Origin of the sequence: Mangrovihabitans endophyticus (assembly GCF_014646155.1) — a bacterium.
Lineage (GTDB): Bacteria > Actinomycetota > Actinomycetes > Mycobacteriales > Micromonosporaceae > Actinoplanes > Actinoplanes endophyticus.
In genome coordinates this window covers 166586-184362 of the sequence record NZ_BMMX01000009.1, presented here as the reverse complement: position 1 = coordinate 184362, position 17777 = coordinate 166586, and the positions used below count along the sequence as shown (strand labels likewise).

13 protein-coding genes are annotated in these 17777 nt (G+C 74.4%); 9 read left to right on the top strand and 4 right to left on the bottom strand.

Annotated features, from left to right (window positions below; genetic code table 11):
* Positions 1 to 450 precede the first annotated feature (450 nt).
* Positions 451 to 1818 carry a glycoside hydrolase family 26 protein gene (locus tag IEY73_RS13540; RefSeq protein ID WP_189079534.1) on the top strand — a complete coding sequence of 456 codons (1368 nt, stop codon included), beginning with the start codon at positions 451 to 453 and terminating at the stop codon, positions 1816 to 1818.
* A 153-nt stretch (positions 1819 to 1971) separates the two neighbouring features.
* Here IEY73_RS13540 and IEY73_RS13535 read toward each other — a convergent pair whose 3' ends face one another.
* On the bottom strand, positions 1972 to 2994 hold the full coding sequence (locus tag IEY73_RS13535) for a LacI family DNA-binding transcriptional regulator (RefSeq protein WP_189079533.1): 1023 nt from the start codon (positions 2992 to 2994) through the stop codon (positions 1972 to 1974).
* 143 nt (positions 2995 to 3137) lie between these two features.
* On the opposite strand from IEY73_RS13535, the gene IEY73_RS13530 reads away from it, so the two are divergent.
* On the top strand, positions 3138 to 4793 hold the full coding sequence (locus tag IEY73_RS13530; protein WP_189079532.1) for a glycoside hydrolase family 43 protein: 1656 nt from the start codon (positions 3138 to 3140) through the stop codon (positions 4791 to 4793).
* Positions 4794 to 4829: 36 nt separating this feature from the next.
* Here IEY73_RS13530 and IEY73_RS13525 read toward each other — a convergent pair whose 3' ends face one another.
* Entirely contained in the window at positions 4830 to 5144 is a 315-nt protein-coding gene (locus IEY73_RS13525) for a type II toxin-antitoxin system PemK/MazF family toxin (protein ID WP_189079531.1), read from the bottom strand.
* A 155-nt stretch (positions 5145 to 5299) separates the two neighbouring features.
* Between IEY73_RS13525 and gnd the strand changes: the two genes are divergently transcribed.
* A complete protein-coding gene (gene gnd, locus IEY73_RS13520; RefSeq protein WP_189079530.1) occupies positions 5300 to 6733 on the top strand; it encodes an NADP-dependent phosphogluconate dehydrogenase in 1434 nt (477 codons plus the stop codon).
* Positions 6734 to 6812: 79 nt separating this feature from the next.
* Here gnd and pgm read toward each other — a convergent pair whose 3' ends face one another.
* Positions 6813 to 8456 carry a phosphoglucomutase (alpha-D-glucose-1,6-bisphosphate-dependent) gene (gene pgm / locus IEY73_RS13515; protein WP_189079529.1) on the bottom strand — a complete coding sequence of 548 codons (1644 nt, stop codon included), beginning with the start codon at positions 8454 to 8456 and terminating at the stop codon, positions 6813 to 6815.
* Between the two features lie 213 nt (positions 8457 to 8669).
* On the opposite strand from pgm, the gene IEY73_RS13510 reads away from it, so the two are divergent.
* The 6 genes from IEY73_RS13510 to IEY73_RS13485 all read left to right on the top strand — a co-directional run bounded on the left by IEY73_RS13510 (position 8670) and on the right by IEY73_RS13485 (position 16447).
* Entirely contained in the window at positions 8670 to 10340 is a 1671-nt protein-coding gene (locus tag IEY73_RS13510) for a copper resistance CopC/CopD family protein (RefSeq protein ID WP_189079528.1), read from the top strand.
* 9 nt (positions 10341 to 10349) lie between these two features.
* Positions 10350 to 11144: a YaaA family protein gene (locus tag IEY73_RS13505; protein WP_189079527.1), complete on the top strand. Its 795-nt coding sequence runs from the start codon at positions 10350 to 10352 to the stop codon at positions 11142 to 11144.
* Positions 11145 to 11319: 175 nt separating this feature from the next.
* Positions 11320 to 12213 (top strand): hypothetical protein, encoded by an 894-nt coding sequence (locus IEY73_RS13500; protein ID WP_229715810.1) that lies wholly within the window; start codon positions 11320 to 11322, stop codon positions 12211 to 12213.
* A gap of 83 nt (positions 12214 to 12296) precedes the next feature.
* Positions 12297 to 14906 (top strand): MMPL family transporter, encoded by a 2610-nt coding sequence (locus IEY73_RS13495; protein ID WP_229715809.1) that lies wholly within the window; start codon positions 12297 to 12299, stop codon positions 14904 to 14906.
* A 9-nt stretch (positions 14907 to 14915) separates the two neighbouring features.
* Positions 14916 to 15713 (top strand): AraC family transcriptional regulator, encoded by a 798-nt coding sequence (locus IEY73_RS13490; protein ID WP_189079526.1) that lies wholly within the window; start codon positions 14916 to 14918, stop codon positions 15711 to 15713.
* An 11-nt stretch (positions 15714 to 15724) separates the two neighbouring features.
* Positions 15725 to 16447: an SDR family oxidoreductase gene (locus IEY73_RS13485; RefSeq protein WP_189079525.1), complete on the top strand. Its 723-nt coding sequence runs from the start codon at positions 15725 to 15727 to the stop codon at positions 16445 to 16447.
* A 98-nt stretch (positions 16448 to 16545) separates the two neighbouring features.
* On the opposite strand, the gene IEY73_RS13480 is transcribed toward IEY73_RS13485, so the two are convergent.
* Positions 16546 to 17766, bottom strand: coding sequence for an MFS transporter (locus IEY73_RS13480; protein ID WP_189079524.1), 1221 nt, complete (start codon positions 17764 to 17766; stop codon positions 16546 to 16548).
* Positions 17767 to 17777: the final 11 nt, after the last annotated feature.

Here is a 17777-nt window from a genome sequence, read left to right as displayed (position 1 = left end):
GCCTCAAACGCTACATAGCCCGCCAAATCTGGCGCACCCTCCAAGCCACCACTTGACACCAACACTCACAGATCTTGTAGTTAGCGGTCCGACATGTCGCATCTGAACCCCAAAGTGGACACGCAAACCTCAAGATCGACGGCGCCACCCCGGCCCACCGCGCCGATCTTGAGAATTGCGGGCGGGCATAGCGGATGATTTAGGTGCTATTCGGGCACGTAAAGTTCAAGATCGATGCCACCTGGGCCCACCGGGGCGGGGCGGAGGGCCGGGGGCGGGGCGGGGACGGCGGCGGGGACAGCCGGGGCGGGGACGGGGACGGCCAGGGCAGGGACGGCCGGGGCGGGGACGGGGACGGCCAGGGCAGGGACGGCGGGGGTGGGGACGGCGGGGGCGCCTGGTTGCGCAACGTCTCGGGCTTCGCCGCCACCGCGACTACCGTCGGTCACCATGCGACGTTCCCTCATCCCCCTGGTCGCGGGCTTGGCCGCCCTTGCCCTGCTCCCCCTGACCCCCGCGACCGCCGGCACCACGCCCACCACCGGCATCACCGCAGCGGGCACAGCCGGCAACGGCACAACCGGCAACACCGGCACCACGGCAGCGGGCACAGCCGGCAACGCCACAACCAGCAACGTCACAACCCGCAACAACACAACCAGCAACGCCACAACCGGCAACGGCACAACCGGCAACGTCGTACCGGCTGGCACCGCCGCGGACGGCGGGCGGCTGCTGCTCGCCGGGCAGTCCACCCGGGCCGCCTGGGACGACCTCAGTTCCGTCACGCAGGACCCCGCCGGCGGATCGGTCTACTACGAAGTCGGCTCCGGTGACTGGGTCAGCGCCGCGCACCGTGACTACGCCACGTTTCTCGCGCAGCGCGGCGCCGTCGTCCAGGTCGGCATCTCCTGGAAGGACAACCCGCCCGGCCTGACCCCCGGCGACGACGTCGCCGCCCGGTCCCGGCAGGTGACCGCCGAGATCGCCCAGGGCCGCCACGCCGACCGGTTCACCAACCTGATCACCTTCATGAACCGTTTTCCCGCCGCCACGTTCGCCCTGCGCCTGGACTACGAGGTGTCCAGCTATTACCACTGCACCGACGCGAGCTGCGCGTCGTACAAGGGTGCCTTCGCCCGGCTGCACACGCTGCTGGCCGGCGGCAACCGGCGGTTCGTGTTCCATCCGGTGCGCGGCGAGTTCGCCCAGCTCTATCCCGGCGACGCGGTGGTCGACTGGATCGGCGTGTCGATCTTCGCGCACGAGCTGTGCCTGCCGGTCTACGACAACGGATACCTCTACAATGGCACCCCGCCGCAGAACTACGACACCGGCACGCTGCAGTGCCGCAACGCGTACGTGGGCACCGACCAGTACGGCCATCCGGCGGCCCGGTGGGCGAACTTCGACTATGACGGCAACGTGCTGGCGATGATGAAGTTCGCCCAGGACCACGGCAAGCCGATGATCGTGTCGGAGTCCGGGATGATGAACTTCACCGCCGACGGTGGCGACACATCCGGCTTGGAACCGCTGCGCGGCGACCTGTGGGTGCGCCGGCTGTTCGCGCTGATGAACTACCGCGGGCCGATTCCTGCCATGGCGGGCACCTACGACCTGAGCGGCGTCATCCGCGCGGTCGTCTACATCGACCTGGATCTCCGGTACGGCTGGGACGGCGTGCCGGACGGCAGTTTCGACTTCCCGCCGAACTCCACGTGGTTCGCCGACGGGCGTTTGTCGCGGTACACGAGCGCACGCCAGTCGTTCTGCGCCGGGCTGGCGAACGCCGGTTTCACCACCCGCTGCCGCTGAGACGGCGCTGCGGCCGGCGACGGACACGGCCAGCCGGCGGACAGGCCCGGCAACGGACAGGCCCGGCAACGGACAAGCCCGGCAACGGACAAGCCCGGCAACGGACAGGCCCGGCGGCGGACAGGCCCGGCAACGGACAGGCCCGGCGGCGGGTCAGCTTGTCGCCGGCCGGGTGCTCTCGCGCAGCACCAGCTCCGTCGCCAGCTCGATGCGATGACTTTCCAGGCGTTCCCCCACGATGATCCGCAGCAGGGTGCGGGCCGCCGCCACGCCCATCTCGTGCAGCGGCTGCCGGATCGTGGTCAGCGCGGGCGTCATCCACCGGGAGAAGTTCAGGTCGTCGAAGCCGACCACGCTGACATCCTCGGGCACCCGCAGGCCGGCGCCGCGCACCGCCTCGTACACGCCGGTGGCCTGCTGGTCGCTGCCGGCGAACACGGCGGTCGGGCGGGGGTCCAGCGCGAGCAGCCGGTGGGCCGCGTCCGCCCCGCCGGAATGGTGGAAGTCGCCGTAGCGCACCAGTTCCCGGCGCGGGGTGACGCCGGCGCCCTCCAGCGCCGCCCGGTACCCGGCGATGCGGGCGCGGGTGCACAGCAGCGGCTCCGGCCCGCCGATCGCGGCGATGTGCCGGTGCCCCAACTGCAGCAGGTGCTCGGTGGCCGCGTACCCGCCGGCGAAGTTGGTGGTGCCCACCGACGGCACCTCCGGTGGCGGCACGTTCACCCCGTCCACCACCACGAACGGCAGCGTGCGCCGGGCCAGTTCGGCGCGCTGCTCCTCGGTGAGCTCGGACAGCACCAGGATGGCGCCCTGGGAGCTGCGCGAGATAAGCGACTGCAGCCAGCGCCGGGTGAGGCTGGCCCGGTTGTGCACCGCCGAGACGGCCAGGCTGAGCCCGGCCTCCTCCACCACGCGTTCCACGCCGGTGAGGATCTCCAGGCTCCACGCGCTGTCCAGCTCGTTGATCACCAGGTCGATCAGGTCGCCGCGGCGGTTGCCCCGCCGCGGCGCCCGCGGGCGCTGGTAGCCGTACTGGGTGAGCAGCTTCTCGATCGAGGCCCGGGTGGTCGCGGAGACGTCGCTGTGCCCGTTGAGAACCTTCGACACGGTCGGCACCGAAACGTTCGCCTCACGGGCGATGGTGGCCAGCGTGCAACGCGGCCTGAGTCCGGTCATGCGGCCCAGTGTGCGTGCCGGGCCACCGCAGTCACCAACATGTTTCGAAACTTGTTGGGGCATCTTTCGACGGCCCTTACGGTCGGTCACGCCGGGCGGATCATGCGGTCACGCCGGTCAGATCAGCAAGGAGCCGTCCAGGGATGACCCTCACCGCACCGCGACGTTCCGCCCCGGCCACCATCCGCAACCCGGTGCTGCCCGGTTTCCATCCCGACCCGTCGGTGCTGCGCGTGGGCGCCGACTTCTACCTCGCCACCTCCACCTTCGAGTGGTTCCCGGCGGTGCGCCTGCACCATTCCCGGGATCTGGCGCACTGGCGGGAGCTGGGTGGCGCGCTGACCCGGCGGCGGCTGGTGGATCTGCTCGGCACGCCCGACTCCGGCGGCGTGTGGGCGCCCTGCCTGTCGTACGCCGACGGCCTGTTCCATCTGGTGTTCACCAACGTCGCCGGGTACGCCGGCGGGTTCTGGGACACCCCGAACTTTCTGACCACGGCGCCGTCCCCGGCGGGACCGTGGTCGCCGCCGGTGCCGCTGCACGCCCGCGGGTTCGACCCGTCGCTGTTCCACGACGACGGGCGTAGCTGGCTGCTGTCCGTGCAGTGCGACTGGCGGCCGGGCCGGGCCTGGGCGGGCGGCATCGTGGCGCAGGAGTACGACCGGGCGCGGCGCACGCTGACCGGCGACGCGGTGATCATCTTCGACGGCACCGGGGCGGGGTGCACCGAGGGTCCGCACGTGTACCGGCGGGACGGCTGGTACTACCTGGTGACCGCGGAGGGCGGCACCGGCTGGGACCACCGGGTGACGGTCGCACGATCACGGTCGGTGCTCGGCCCGTACGAACCGGACCCGGCCGGGCCGATGCTCACCGCGGCGCACCGTCCGGACCTGGAGTTGCAGAAGGCCGGGCACGGCAGCCTGGTCGACACCCCGCACGGCGAGTGGTATCTGGCGCATCTGACCGCCCGGCCGCTGACCGAACGGGGCGCCTGCGTGCTGGGCCGGGAGACGGCGCTGCAATCGGTGACCTGGCCGGCCGGCGGGTGTCCGCGGGTGGACGGCGCCGTGCCGCACGCCGAGGTGCCCGCGCCGGCGCTCACCCCGCACCCGTGGCCGGACACCGGCGACGGGTTCGGCCGCCCGGACCCGGGACCGCCGCAGCCGGGACCGCAGCGGTTGGGACCGCAGCAGTTGGGACCGCCGCAGTTGGGACCACAGTGGAGCACCCTGCGCCGGCCGGCCGGCCCGGACTGGGTCAGCCTCACCGAACGCCCCGGCCACCTGCGGCTGCGCGGCGGCCAGTCGCCCAGCTCGCGGGCCGAGACCAGCCTGGTGGCGCGGCGGCTGGCGCACCGCCGGGCCCGGTTCGCGGTACGCGTGGAGTTCGCGCCCGCGTCCTACCAGCATCTGGCCGGGCTGGTCGCCTACTACAACACCCGCAACTGGCACTACGCGCACCTGACCCGGCACGACGACGGTCGCGTGGTCGCGGACCTGCTGAGCTGCGACCGCGGCCGGCTGATCCGGCACGACGTGCCGGTGCCGGTGGACGGCCCGGTGACGCTGCGCGCCGATGTGGACGGTGCGGTGCTGCGGTTCGCGCACGACGACGTGTGGTGGCCGGTGCATCTGGACGCCACGGTGCTGTCCGACGAGCACGCCACGGAGGTGGCCGGCGGGCAGCCTCAGGTGTGGGGGTTCACCGGCGCGTTCCTCGGGGTGTGGTGCCAGGACCTGACCGGTGGCGGGCGGCACGCCGACTTCAGCGAGCCACGGTACGAGCCGCTGGGCTGACCGGTCCCTCGGGGCGGAACGCCGCGGCGGCGCGGGTCAGACCTCGAACAGGTCCCGCACCGCCGCGGCCAGGCGGGCCATGCTCGCACCGGTGACCATGCCGATGCGCTCGGCGCCCACCGCGGCCGGCAGCCGACGCATCCGGTTGACCACCACCACGCCGGTGATCGGATCCTGCTCGGTGAGGGCCACCGCGTACGGCGGAAGCTCGGTCGCGCCACGCTGCCGCACGATCGGCGCGCAGTACGGTGAGGCGTTGGACCGGTCGTTGTAGGTGTCCGCGGACAGGACCAGCACGCGGTAGCGCAGATCGGCGGGGCTGCCGATGGTCCAGATCTCGCCGCGCTTCATCGCAGCGAGCGTACCGCCGCATGGTCGTCGCGCGCGCGGGCGGGCGGGCGCTGGTGACCGGACCGATACATGCCCCTGGTCACCCCCGTGATCGAACCACCCGGCAGGCGGGCACGTAAGAATGAAGGCGACCGGCGACGGAAGGATTCGAGAACATGACAGAGAAGGCCCAGATCGGCGTCACCGGGCTCGCGGTGATGGGGCGCAACCTGGCGCGCAACTTCGCGCGTCACGGCCACACGGTCGCGTTGCACAACCGTACGTACCGCCGCACCAAGGAACTCGTCGAGGAATTCGGCTCGGAGGGCACGTTCCTGCCCGCCGAGACCGCCGAGCAGTTCGTGGCCAGCCTGGAACGCCCGCGCCGGGTGGTGATCATGGTGAAGGCGGGGAAGCCGACCGACGACGTGATCGAGGAGTTCGCGCCGCTGCTCGACGAGGGCGACATGCTGATCGACGCGGGCAACGCGCACTTCGCCGACACCCGCCGGCGGGAGGCCGCGCTGCGCGAGCGCGGCCTGCACTTCGTCGGCACGGGCGTGTCCGGCGGTGAGGAGGGCGCGCTGCACGGGCCGAGCATCATGCCCGGCGGCTCCGCCGAGTCGTACGTCTCCCTCGGCCCGCTGCTGGAGGACATCGCCGCGAAGGTCGACGGGGTGCCGTGCTGCACGCACGTCGGCCCGGACGGCGCCGGCCACTTCGTCAAGATGGTGCACAACGGCATCGAGTACGCCGACATGCAGCTCATCGCCGAGGCGTACGACATCCTGCGGCGCGCGGGCGGCCACGAGCCGGCCGAGATCGCGCAGATCTTCCAGGGCTGGAACTCCGGCCGGCTCGGGTCCTACCTGATCGAGATCACCGCCGAGGTGCTGCGGCAGAACGACGCGAAGACCGGCCACCCGTTCGTGGACGTGGTGCTGGACCAGGCCGAGCAGAAGGGCACCGGCCGCTGGACCGTGCAGGCGGCGCTGGACCTGGGCGTGCCGGTCAGCGGCATCGCCGAGGCGGTGTTCGCGCGGGCGTTGTCCGGCGACCCGGACACCCGCGCCGCGGCGGCGGGCCTGCCCGGCCCGGCACCGCAGGCCGGCGCGGGCGGCACCGACCTGCAGGCGGACGTCGAGCAGGCGCTGTTCGCGTCCAAGATCGTCGCGTACGCGCAGGGCTTCCAGCAGATCCAGGCGGCGAGCACCGAGTACGGCTGGGACATCGACCCGGGGGCGATGGCCACCATCTGGCGCGACGGCTGCATCATCCGCGCCAAGTTCCTGGACTACATCAAGCAGGCGTACGACAAGCAGCCCGGCCTGGCCACGCTGCTGGTGGACGACTACTTCCAGGAGGCGGTGGGCGGCGCCCAGGACGCGTGGCGGCGCGTGGTGGCGTTGGCGGCGCAGCAGGGCATTGCGGCGCCGGGGTTCGCGTCGGCGCTGGCGTACTACGACGGGCTGCGCGCTCAGCGGCTTCCGGCGGCGCTGATCCAGGGCCAGCGCGACTTCTTCGGCGCGCACACGTACCGCCGGGTGGACGCGGACGGCTCGTTCCACACCCTGTGGGCCACCGACGACCGCGGCGAAGTCTCGGCCTGACGGCCCGCATCGGGCCCGGCGCTGTGTCGCGCCGGGCCCGATGCGTGCCAGGCCCGACGCGTGCCAGGCCCGGCGCCTGTCAGGCGGTCAGCGCCGCCGTCACCACCGCGCGGGCCTCCTGCTGGATGCGGGCCAGCGCCTCGGGCCCCTTGAACGACTCCGCGTAGATCTTGTAGACGTCCTCGGTGCCCGACGGGCGGGCCGCGAACCAGCCCGCCTCCGTGGTCACCTTGAGGCCGCCGATCGCCGCGCCGTTACCCGGCGCCGTGGTCAGCACCGCGGTGATCGGGTCGCCGTCCAGCTCGGTGGCGGCCACCTGCTGCGGGGACAGCTTCGCCAGCACCGCCTTCTCCTCGCGGGTCGCCGGGGCGTCGATCCGCGCGTACGCCGGGTCGCCGAACTTCGCGGTCAGGTCCCGGTAGTGCTCGCTGGGCGTGCGCCCGGTCGTCGCGGTGATCTCCGAGGCCAGCAGGTCGAGCAGGATGCCGTCCTTGTCGGTGCTCCACACGCTGCCGTCGCGACGCAGGAACGACGCCCCGGCGCTCTCCTCGCCGCCGAACCCGACGGTGCCGTCCAGCAGCCCCGGCACGAACCATTTGAATCCCACCGGCACCTCGGTGAGCGTCCGGCCCAGGTCGGCCGCGACCCGGTCGATCATGGACGAGGACACCAGGGTCTTGCCGACCGCGGCGGTCGACGGCCACTGCGCGCGGGCCCGGAACAGGTAGTCGATCGCCACCGCGAGGTAGTGGTTGGGGTTCATCAGGCCGGCGTCCGGGGTGACGATGCCGTGCCGGTCGGCGTCGGCGTCGTTGCCGGTGGCGATGCGGAACCGGTCCTTCTGAGCGACCAGGGAGGCCATCGCGTACGGCGAGGAGCAGTCCATCCGGATCTTGCCGTCCCAGTCCAGGGTCATGAACCCGAAGGCCGGGTCCACGCGCGGGTTCACCACGGTCAGGTCCAGGCCGTACCGTTCGCCGATGAATCCCCAGTACGCCACGCTGGCCCCGCCGAGCGGGTCGGCGCCGATGCGCACCCCGGCGGACTTGATCGCCGCCATGTCGATCACCTCGGACAGGTCGTCGACGTACTCCGCGAGGTAGTCGTGCCCGGACACCAGCGCGGACGCGCGCGCCCCGGCGGCGCTGACCCGGCGCACCCCCTTGAGTCCCTCGGCGATCAGCGCGTTCGCGCGGTCCTGGATCCACGAGGTGGCGGCGGTGTCCGCCGGGCCGCCGTGCGGCGGGTTGTATTTGAAGCCGCCGTCGGCGGGCGGGTTGTGCGACGGGGTCACCACGACGCCGTCGGCCAGCCCGGTGCTCCGGCCGCGGTTGTGCCGCAGGATGGCGTGCGACAGTGCGGGCGTCGGGGTGTACCCGTCCCGGCTGTCGATACGCACCCGCACGTCGTTGGCCGCGAACACCTCCAGCGCGCTGATCATCGCCGGCTCGCTGAGCGCGTGCGTGTCCCGGCCCAGGAACAGCGGACCGTCCACGCCCTGCTCCCGGCGGTACTCCACGATCGCCTGGCTGGTCGCCACGATGTGATCCTCGTTGAACGCGGCGCGCAGGCTGGACCCGCGGTGCCCGGAGGTGCCGAACGCGACCCGCTGCGCGGCTTCGCCCGGGTCCGGGTGCTCGGTGTAGTAACGGGAGATCACCCGGGGGACGTCGATCAGGTCACCGTCCTGCGCGGGCGTGCCGGCGCGGGGATCAACGGACATCGGGGCCTCCTGGCGGGACGGACGGCGGCCGGGGCAGCCGGGGACGGGGTGGCAGGGCGTGGGTGGGCAGCTCGGATGCGACAGCCGGGCCGGGGAGCGCCGGCCCTGTCCGGATGGTAACCGCACCCGCCGGCGACGGCCGGGCAGTGGCGCACCACGGACGAGACGGCCCGGCCGTTGAACCGCCGGCCGCCCGGATCCGTTCTTCCCTGCGTGCGTCGCGTTCTCGTCTCGCTGGTCACCCTCGTGGTCACCGGTCTCGTCGTGCTGCTCGGACCGGCGAGCGCGGCGCAGGCGCACGCCGCCCTGCTGACCTCGACGCCCGCGCCGGGCAGCATCGTGGGCTCCTCCCCCGCCGAGGTCACCGTGACGTTCAGCGAGGCGATCACGCCGGTGGCCGGGCGCATCACGGTGCTCGCCCCGGACGGCCGGCGCATCTCCGGCGAGGCCACCGCGCGCGGCGCGGTGCTGCGCATCCCGGTGCGCCGCGCGGACCGGCCGCTGGGCACCTACCTGGTGAGCTACCGGGTGATCTCGGCGGACAGCCACCCGGTGGCCGGCGGGCTGACCTTCTCGGTGGGCGCGCCCTCGGCCACCCCGCCGGCCGCGGACGGCGACGGCGACCACGCGTCGGTGGCGGTCGCGGTGCCCGCCGCCCGGTACGCCGGGTACGCCGGGCTCGCCCTGATCGCCGGTCCGGCGCTGCTGCTCGCGTCGATGTGGCCGCGGCGGTTGTCCCGCCGGCCGGCCGTCGTGCTGGTGCGCGCCGGGCTGGTGCTGGTGGCCGCGGGCACCTGCGCGTCCCTGTGGGCGCAGGCGCCGGACAGCAGCGGCGGGCCGCTGTGGGACTTCTCCGCCTCGGCGTTACGGGCGGTGCTCACCAGCGCGTACGGGGTGACCCTGTGCGCCCGCCTGGCCGCTCTGGCGGTGGTCGCCGCGCTGCTGCCACCGGTGTTGCGCGGTGTGGCCGGGCGGGGCCGCACCGCGCTGGTGATCGCCCTCGGCGCGGCCACCCTGACCACCTGGCCGCTGGTGGGTCACGCGGTGGCGTCGCCGCTGGCACCCGCGATCGTGGCGTCCGACGTGGTGCACCTGGCGGCCATGTCGGTGTGGCTGGGCGGGCTGGTCACGCTGGCCACGGTCGTGCTGCCGCGCACCCCGCCGCGGGTGTTGCAGGTGATCCTTGCGGCCTGGTCGCGCACCGCCGCGATCGCCGTGGTCTGGCTGGTCGGCGGCGGGGTGGTGCAGGCGGTGGTGCAGGTCGGGTCGGTGCCCGCGCTCGTGCACACCGGGTACGGCAGGCTGCTGCTGATCAAGGTGGCCGTGCTGGCGGTGACGCTGACCGCCGCCGGGTACGCCCGCACGCTGGTGCGCCGCGCCCAGGTGCCGGCCGCGGGCGCCGCCCGGCTGCGCCGCACGGTCGGCGCGGAGGTGCTGGCCACCGCGGTGGTGCTGGCGATCAGCGCGGTGCTGGTGCAGGTCAACCCCGGGCGCACCGCGGACACCGACGCCGCCGCGGTGTCCGAGGAGGGCGTGTCGCAGACGCTCACCTGCGACCTGTTCACCCTGCAGTTCAACATCTATCCGGTGCAGCTCGGCGAGAACAACACCATCCACGCGTACGTGTACACGCCGGCCGGCGCGGCCCTGCCCGCGAAGGAGTGGACGGTCACGTCGACGCTGACCGGACGCGGCCTGGAACCGGTGCGCACCCCGATGCTCGGGCTGGACCCGGAACACCACGCGGTGGGTGCGATCACCTTTCCGCTGCCGGGCGTGTACCAGGTCGCCTTCACCGTGCGCGTGTCCGAGATCGATCAGGCCACCGTGCGGACGACGGTCACCGTGGACGCCGACCGCCGCGGGTCCCAGCGGGTGCCCTAGCCTCGCAAGATGCTCATTCTGCTGCCGCCGTCGGAAGGCAAGACGGCGCCGGGGCCCGGCGCGCCGCTGGACCCGGCCGGCCTGTTCCTGCCCCGGCTCACCCGCGAGCGCACCCGGGTGCTCAACCGCCTGGTCCGGCTGTGCCGGCGCGGCAGCGCCCGGGGCGTCGCCGCGTCGCTGGCCATGCTCGGGCTGTCCGCCGCGCAGACCGGTGAGGTGACCCGCAACGCGGGCCTGCCCGAGGCGCCGGCCGCACCGGCCACCGGCGTGTACACCGGGGTGCTGTACGGCGCGCTGGACTGGGCCGGGCTGCCATCGCACGCGCGGGCCTGGCTGGCGCCCCGGGCGGTGGTGTTCTCCGGGCTGTGGGGCGTGGTGCGCCTGCACGACCGCATCCCGGCGTACCGCTGCCCGGTGCATGCATGCGTGCCGCCGATCGGCGGGCTCGCCGCGTACTGGCGCCGCGCGCTGGCCCCGGCGCTGGCGGACGCCGTCGACGGACCGGTGCTGGATCTGCGGTCCGGCGCCTACCAGGCGATGTGGCCGGCGCCCGCGGCGGCGGCCGTGCAGGTGCGTGTGCTGCACGAGACCCGGGTGGACGGTGTGCCGCGACGGACCGTGGTGAGCCATGTCAACAAGGCCGCCAAGGGGCGCCTGGTGCGGTCGCTGGCGCACGCGCGGGCCACCCCGCGCACACCGGCCGACCTGATCACCGCGCTGCGTGACCTCGGGCACACGGTCGAGCCGCGGGACGCTCCGGCCGGGCGGGCGCGCCAGGTCGACCTCGTGGTCACCCAGCTCTGACGGGCAGCTCAGGCGCGGCGGGCGTCGCCGGCCGGGTCATCCGTCCGGCCGACTGCCGATCCTCCTCTGGTCTCCCGGCGACCGAGGTGAGATCGTAGGTCTCCCCCCACCGCGGTGGCGCGCATCCCGACGAGCCCGCGACGCCGCGACACCCCCACCCGCCACAGGAGAGCCGGTGCCCGACGACGACCGCAGCTCCGGTCGCCACTTCAGCGCCGGGCCGTTCCCGGCCGGCGACGGCCGCCGCCATCTCGCCGAGATCGCCATCCCGGCCGCGGTGATCCTGGCCGGGGTGCTGGTGGTGGTGGCGTTCGGCATCGTCGTCGCCCGCGCGATGCGCAGCGACCCGCCCGCCGCCCTTCCGCTGCCGCAGCCCCCGGCGCTGGGCGGCCTGGACAGCAGCCCACCCGACCAGGCGGTGATCCCGCTGCCGTCGCCGTCGTCGTCCAGCCCGTCGCCCAGCCCCAGCCCCACCCGCGCCACCAGCCCGCCCCCGCCGGCCACCAGCCCGCCGCCGGACACCGGCACGGTCACCGTCGCCCGCGGCGACGTGCCCGCCGTGGTCGACCTGCCGTCGGAGGGCCGCCGGGACTGGGTGCACTGGGGCCAGCAGAACGCCTTCTCCCAGGAACGCGACGCCGACGGCGGATTCGACATCGTGGAGGGCCGCCCGCAGGCGCCCCGGTTCCGGCACGCGCTCAGCCCGCAACGGTTCCGCTGGGAGGGCGGCTCCCCGGTGCCGCACTCCGACGGCACCCCCACCGGCATCCGCACCTGCGGCGACGGCAACGGCTTCACGCTGTCCGCGCCGGCCGGCACCGGCGAACGCACCCTGCGCGTGTACGTGGGAGTGTTCGCCGGACGGGGACGGCTGGAGGCGGCGCTGTCCACCGGCGGCGGCACCCGCGTGCAGCGGCTGGAGGAACGCGACAACCGGATGTCCACCGCCATGTTCGTCATCGACTACCGGGCGCCGCGTGACGGGCGGCTCACCGTCACGTGGCGCACCGACCGGTCGTTCGACGACGACTGCGGCGGAGTCGCGCTGGAAGCCGCCACGCTGCGCTGATTTCTGCTTATCTGAGGGGACACCGGTTGTCTGACGGGACACCGGCAGGCGCGCCGCCGGCCAGCCGGAGAGGGGGTGCGGCCGTGTTCGCCGCCTGGGGGTCGTGGGTGGCCCGGTTCCGCTGGCCCGTGCTGGTGATCGCGTTGTGCGCGGTCGCCGCCGCGGGCGTCTGGGGCATGGGCGTGTTCGGGCAGCTCTCCGAGGGCGGCTACTACGACCCGGGCAGCGAATCCACCCGGGCCGCCGAGACGGTGCAGCGCGCGCTCGGCGCCCGCAGCGGTGACGTGGTGGTGGTCTACACGCCGGTCGGCACCACCATCGACGACCCGCAGTTCGCCCAGCGGGTCGAGCAGCGCCTGGCCGCGCTGCCCCGCTCGGCGGTCACCACGGTCGTCTCGTACTGGCAGGCGCCGTCCGCGGCGGCCGCCGCGGCGTACGCCGCCACCGATCATTCGTCCGCGGTCGCCGTGCTGACCCTGGCCGGCGGCGACGACGGGGCCAAACTCGACGCGTACCGGGAGATCGACGACCGGCTCGCGGTCGACGGCGCCCGCGTGCAGGCCGCCGGGGCGACCCCGCTGGCCGACGCCACCGCCGGCCGCTCCGCGCACGACCTGGCCTTCGCCGAGGCGGTCTCGCTGCCGGTGGTGCTGGTGCTGCTGCTGTTCATCTTCGGTTCCCTGGTGGCCGCGGCGCTACCGGTGGTGGTCGGCGGAACCGCGGTGCTGGGCGCGCTCGGCGTGCTGCGGGCGATCGCTGCGGCGCACGACGTGAACTCGTTCGCGGTCAACGTGGCCAGCCTGCTGGGGCTGGGCATGGCCATCGACTACGGGCTGTTCCTGGTCGGACGGTTCCGGGAGGAACAGGCTGCCGGCCGCGGCACCGCGGAGGCGGTGTCGCGCAGCGTGGCCACCGCCGGGCGCACCGTCCTGTTCTCCGCCAGCCTGCTGATGATCGCCCTGGCCGGGCTGATGCTGTTCCCGCAGGGCTTCCTCAAGTCGCTGGCGTACGGCGGGCTGGCCGCGGTGGCGCTGGCCGCGCTGCTGTCCCTGACCCTGCTGCCGGCGCTGCTGGCGCTGCTGGGCCCGCGCGTCGACCGGCTGCCGGTGCGCCTGCCCGGACGCCGCCGCACCGCCGGGTCCGGCGCCGGATGGGCCCGCCTGGCCGCGGCCGTGCTGCGCCGCCCGGTGCTCGTCGCGCTGCCGCTGCTGGCCGGGCTGCTGGTGCTGGCCGCTCCGATCCGCGGCGTGCAGTTCGGCGAGACCGACGAGCGCACCCTGCCCGCCGGCGACCCGGCCCGGCAGGCCGTGGAGACGCTGAAGGCCGGCTATCCGGCGCTGAGCACCTCGGGGATCCAGGTCGTGGTGCGCGGCGACGCCGCCGCGGGCCGCGCGGTCGCCGCGCGGGTGGCCGGCCTGCCGGGCGTCACGGCGGTCACCCCGGCCGGGTCGACGGGCACCCTCCAGGTGTTCACCGCGACACCGCCAGACCCCGACCCGTTCAGCGCGGCGGACCGGGACGTGGTCGAGGCCATCCGCGCGCTGGACCCGCCGGACGGCGCGGGTGTGCTGGTGGGCGGTGCGACGGCCCGCAACGTGGACAGCCTGGCAGCCACCGCCGCCCGGCTGCCGCTGATGATCGGCCTGCTGGCCGGGGCCACGCTGGTACTGATGTTCCTGGCCTTCGGCTCGGTGCTGCTGCCGGTGAAGGCGGTGGTGCTCAGCGCGCTCAGCCTGTGCGCGACCTTCGGCGCGCTGGTGTGGATCTTCCAGGACGGCCACGGCGCGTCGCTGCTGCGGGTCACCCCGGCGCCGTTGGAGGTGGGCATCGTGGTGCTGATGGCCGCGGTGGTCTTCGGGCTGTCCACCGACTACGAGGTGTTCCTGCTGTCCCGGATGGTGGAGGCGCGCACCCGCGGGGCGAGCACCGCCGAGGCGGTCACCACCGGGCTGGCGCGCACCGGGCGGGTGATCAGCGCCGCGGCGGTGCTGCTCGTCGTGGTGACCGGCGCGTTCGCGTTGTCGTCGATCGCCACCATGCGCTTCGTCGGCGTCGGCATGATCATCGCGTTGGTGCTGGACGCCACCGTGGTCCGGATGCTGCTGGTGCCCGCGGTGCTGGCGATGCTGGGCGAGGCGGCGTGGTGGGCGCCGGGTCCGCTGCGCCGCCTGCAGGCCCGCGCCGGGCTGGCCGAGTACGCGGCGAGTCCGGCCCACCCGGCGGCCCCGCCAGAATCGACGGCCCCGCCAGAATCGACGGCCCCGGCGGAATCGACGGCCCCGGCGGGGCGGCACCGCCGCCCGGACCAGGCACCGGTCGGCGCCGAGACGTCACCGGCGGGCGGCGCACCGTCGGAGACGACCGTGACCTTTCCGGCCGTGAGCGGCGCGACACCCGCCGCGCCGCTGCCGCACCTGTCGCTGCCGCACGGGCCACCCCCACCAGGGCCGCCCCCGCACCCGCCGGTGGGTGACCGCGACGAGATGCCGTTCGCCGGCCGCACCGCGCCGCCGCAGGTCGTGGCGCGCCTGGACGTCACCCCCGCGCCGGGACCGGACCCGGACACGATCGATGCGGAGTCCATGCCGACCGCGGGCGCCATGCCGCCGCCGCTGCGCTCCCACCGGCATGCCCTGCCACCGGCCCCGGACCGCGCGGAGCCCGGCGCCGACAACCCCGGCGCGGACGGGTAGGCCCGCGCGATGGAGCTCGTGCACTCCGTCCCGCTCCGGAGGCAACCGGGACCGTGTGCCACCCTCGTCGCCGCCGCACGGCCCGCGCTGCGCCCGTACGTGCTGGGCTACGCCGGATTCGCCGCCCACGGCGCGCTGCCGGTGCCGCACCGGGTGCTGCCGCTGAACCTGACCACGCTTGTGATCGACCTCCGCGGCGGGGCGCGGCTGGTCACCGGTCCCCGGGTCACCGCGGCCACCGACCCGGGCGCCACCTGGTCGTCCGGTGTTTCCGTGGGGCTCACGCCGGCCGGCACGCGGGCGCTGCTCGGCGTGGCGATGTCCGAGCTGGCCGGCGATGGCGTGCCGCTCGCCGACGTGCTCGGACGACGGGACGCCGAGCTCGCCGAACGCCTGCACGCGGCCCGGGACTGGCCGTCGCAGCGCACCGTGCTGGACGAGACGCTGACGTCGATGCTCACCGGCTCCGGCCCGCCCGCGCTGGTCACGGCCGCCTGGTGGGCGCTGCAACGCCACGGCGGGCCGGACCGGCCGGGCGCGGTCGCCGCCCGGCTCGGCGTCAGCCGACGGCACCTGGAGAAGAGCCTGCACCGCCACGTCGGTCTGACGCCGGGGGCGGTGGCGCGGGTGGCGCGGTTCCAGCGCGCCGTCGGCCTGCTGGCCCGGCGGACCGGTCTGGCCGGTACGGCCGCCGCGTGCGGATACGCCGACCAGTCACACTTCACCCGCGACGTCCGGCGGATGGCCGGTGTCACACCCGCGCAACTGTTCGCAACGGTTCAATACCGGCGGTCGCCGTCGCGGTAGCGTCCGCGGTCATGATGCTGCAGGGACGCACCGCGCTGGTCACCGGCGGCAGCCGGGGCATCGGGGCGGCCGTGGTGCGACGGCTGGCCGCGCACGGCGCCCGTGTCGTGTTCACCTACCGGGACCGTCGCGACAAGGCCACCGAACTGGCCGCCGAGCTGGACGGTGCCGCGGTGCCGGTCCGCGCCGATCAGGCGGCCGTGAGCGCGGTGGACGACATGTTCGCGCCGGTCCGCGACGGACTGGACATCTTCGTCAGCAACGCCGCGATCAACCCCCGCGGCGCGATCAGCGACCTGACCGCGGACGACTTCGACCATGTCATGGCGGTCAACGCGAAGATCCCGTTGCTGGCCATGGGCCGCGCGGCCACGTTGATGCGGGACAACGGCCGGATCGTCGCCGTCTCCACCGTCAACACCGTCCTGCCGGCGGCCAGCCATGCGCTGTACGCGGCGAGCAAGGCCGCGCTGGAACAGTTCACCAAGGTGGCCGCGCGGGAGTTCGGCGCTCGCGGCATCACCGTCAACACGGTGTCACCCGGGGCCACCCGCACCGATCTGTTCACGTCGCTCAACCCGCCGGAGGCCGCCGGCCTGGCCGCCGCGGTCACCGCCCTGGGCCGGCTCGGGGACCCGGACGACGTCGCGGCGGTGGTGGCCCTGCTCGCCTCGCCGGACGCGCACTGGATCACCGGCCAGAACATCCGCGCCTGCGGCGGCTACCTGCTCTGACGGCGGCGAGCGGCGGCTCCGGCCCGCGGACCAGCGGAGCGGGACACTCAGCGCGGCAGGACACTCAGCGCGGCAGGAGACTCAGCGCGGCGGGAGACTCAGCGCGGCGGGACCGTCTGCGGCGGCAGCCCGGCCGGGCCGGCCGCCAACCGGCGCAGCGCACCCACCACCGGCAGGGCCAGCACCATCCCGGCGACCGGGATGAGGAAGGCGTACTGCAGACCCACCGGCTCGGACAACACCCCCAGCGCCACCGAGCCCAGCAGCGCGCCGCCGTAGTTGAACAGGTTGACCCGCGCGATCACCTCGTCGCTGCGCCCGGCCGACGCCTCGCCCGCCGCGCTGAACGACAACGGGACGAGAATGCCCACGCCGATGCCGGTCAGGGCGAACCCGGCCACCGCCGCGGGCACCGACGCCACCGCCACCACCAGGCCGCACCCGAGCGCGCAGACCACCAGGCACCCCGCGGCGGCCACCGCCCGGCCGGTCCGCGGCACCACAAGGTCGCCGACCATCCGGGACAGCAGCACCGCGGCCTGATAGGCGGCGTACCCGAGCGGCACCACGGCGGGCGCCGCGGCCAGCGAATCGTCCAGATAGACCGAACTCCAGGTGCTGACCGCCGAGTCGGCCAGGAACGCGGTGAAGATCAGCGCGCCGCAGATCAGGATCACCCGGGCGAGGCCGCTGCTGCGCCGTGCGGCGCCCGGGTCGCCGCCGGGCTCGGCCACCGTGCGCCCCGGCTCGAAGGACGGCCAGCCACCCAGGGCGACCGCCGCGCCGATCACGGCCGCGACGCCGACGGTGACCGCGGCGCCCGCCCCGGACGCCGCGACGCCGGACATCAGCAGCGCCGCGACGATGGCGGCAGCCGTGTACGCGGCGAACAGCCGGCTCATCACGCTGCGCCGCAGCCGCGCCTGAACCAGTACGCCCTGCATGCTCAGGCTGGCGTCCACCGCGCCGAGCCCGATCCCCCACACGATGAGGATCCCGGTGAGGACCGCGGTCGGCGTCCGGAACGTGGTCAGGCCGAGGGCTGCGGCGACGGTGATCAGGCCGCCGCTGAGCGCGAACCGGCTGCCCCAGCGCGCCGCGACCCGGTCGGCCAGCACCGACCCGGCCGCCGCGGCCAGGCAGACCAGCAGCAGCAGGACCGAGACGTACGCGTCGTCCAGCTCCTGCCGGGCCTTGTACGCGGGCAGCGCGGTGACCAGGGCGGCATAGCCGAAGCCCTGCGCGGCGTACCCGGCGCCCACCCACACGGCACGCCGTCCGTCGGACACCGGTGCGTCGCGTTCCCCACTCGCCGTCATCCTCGGATCAT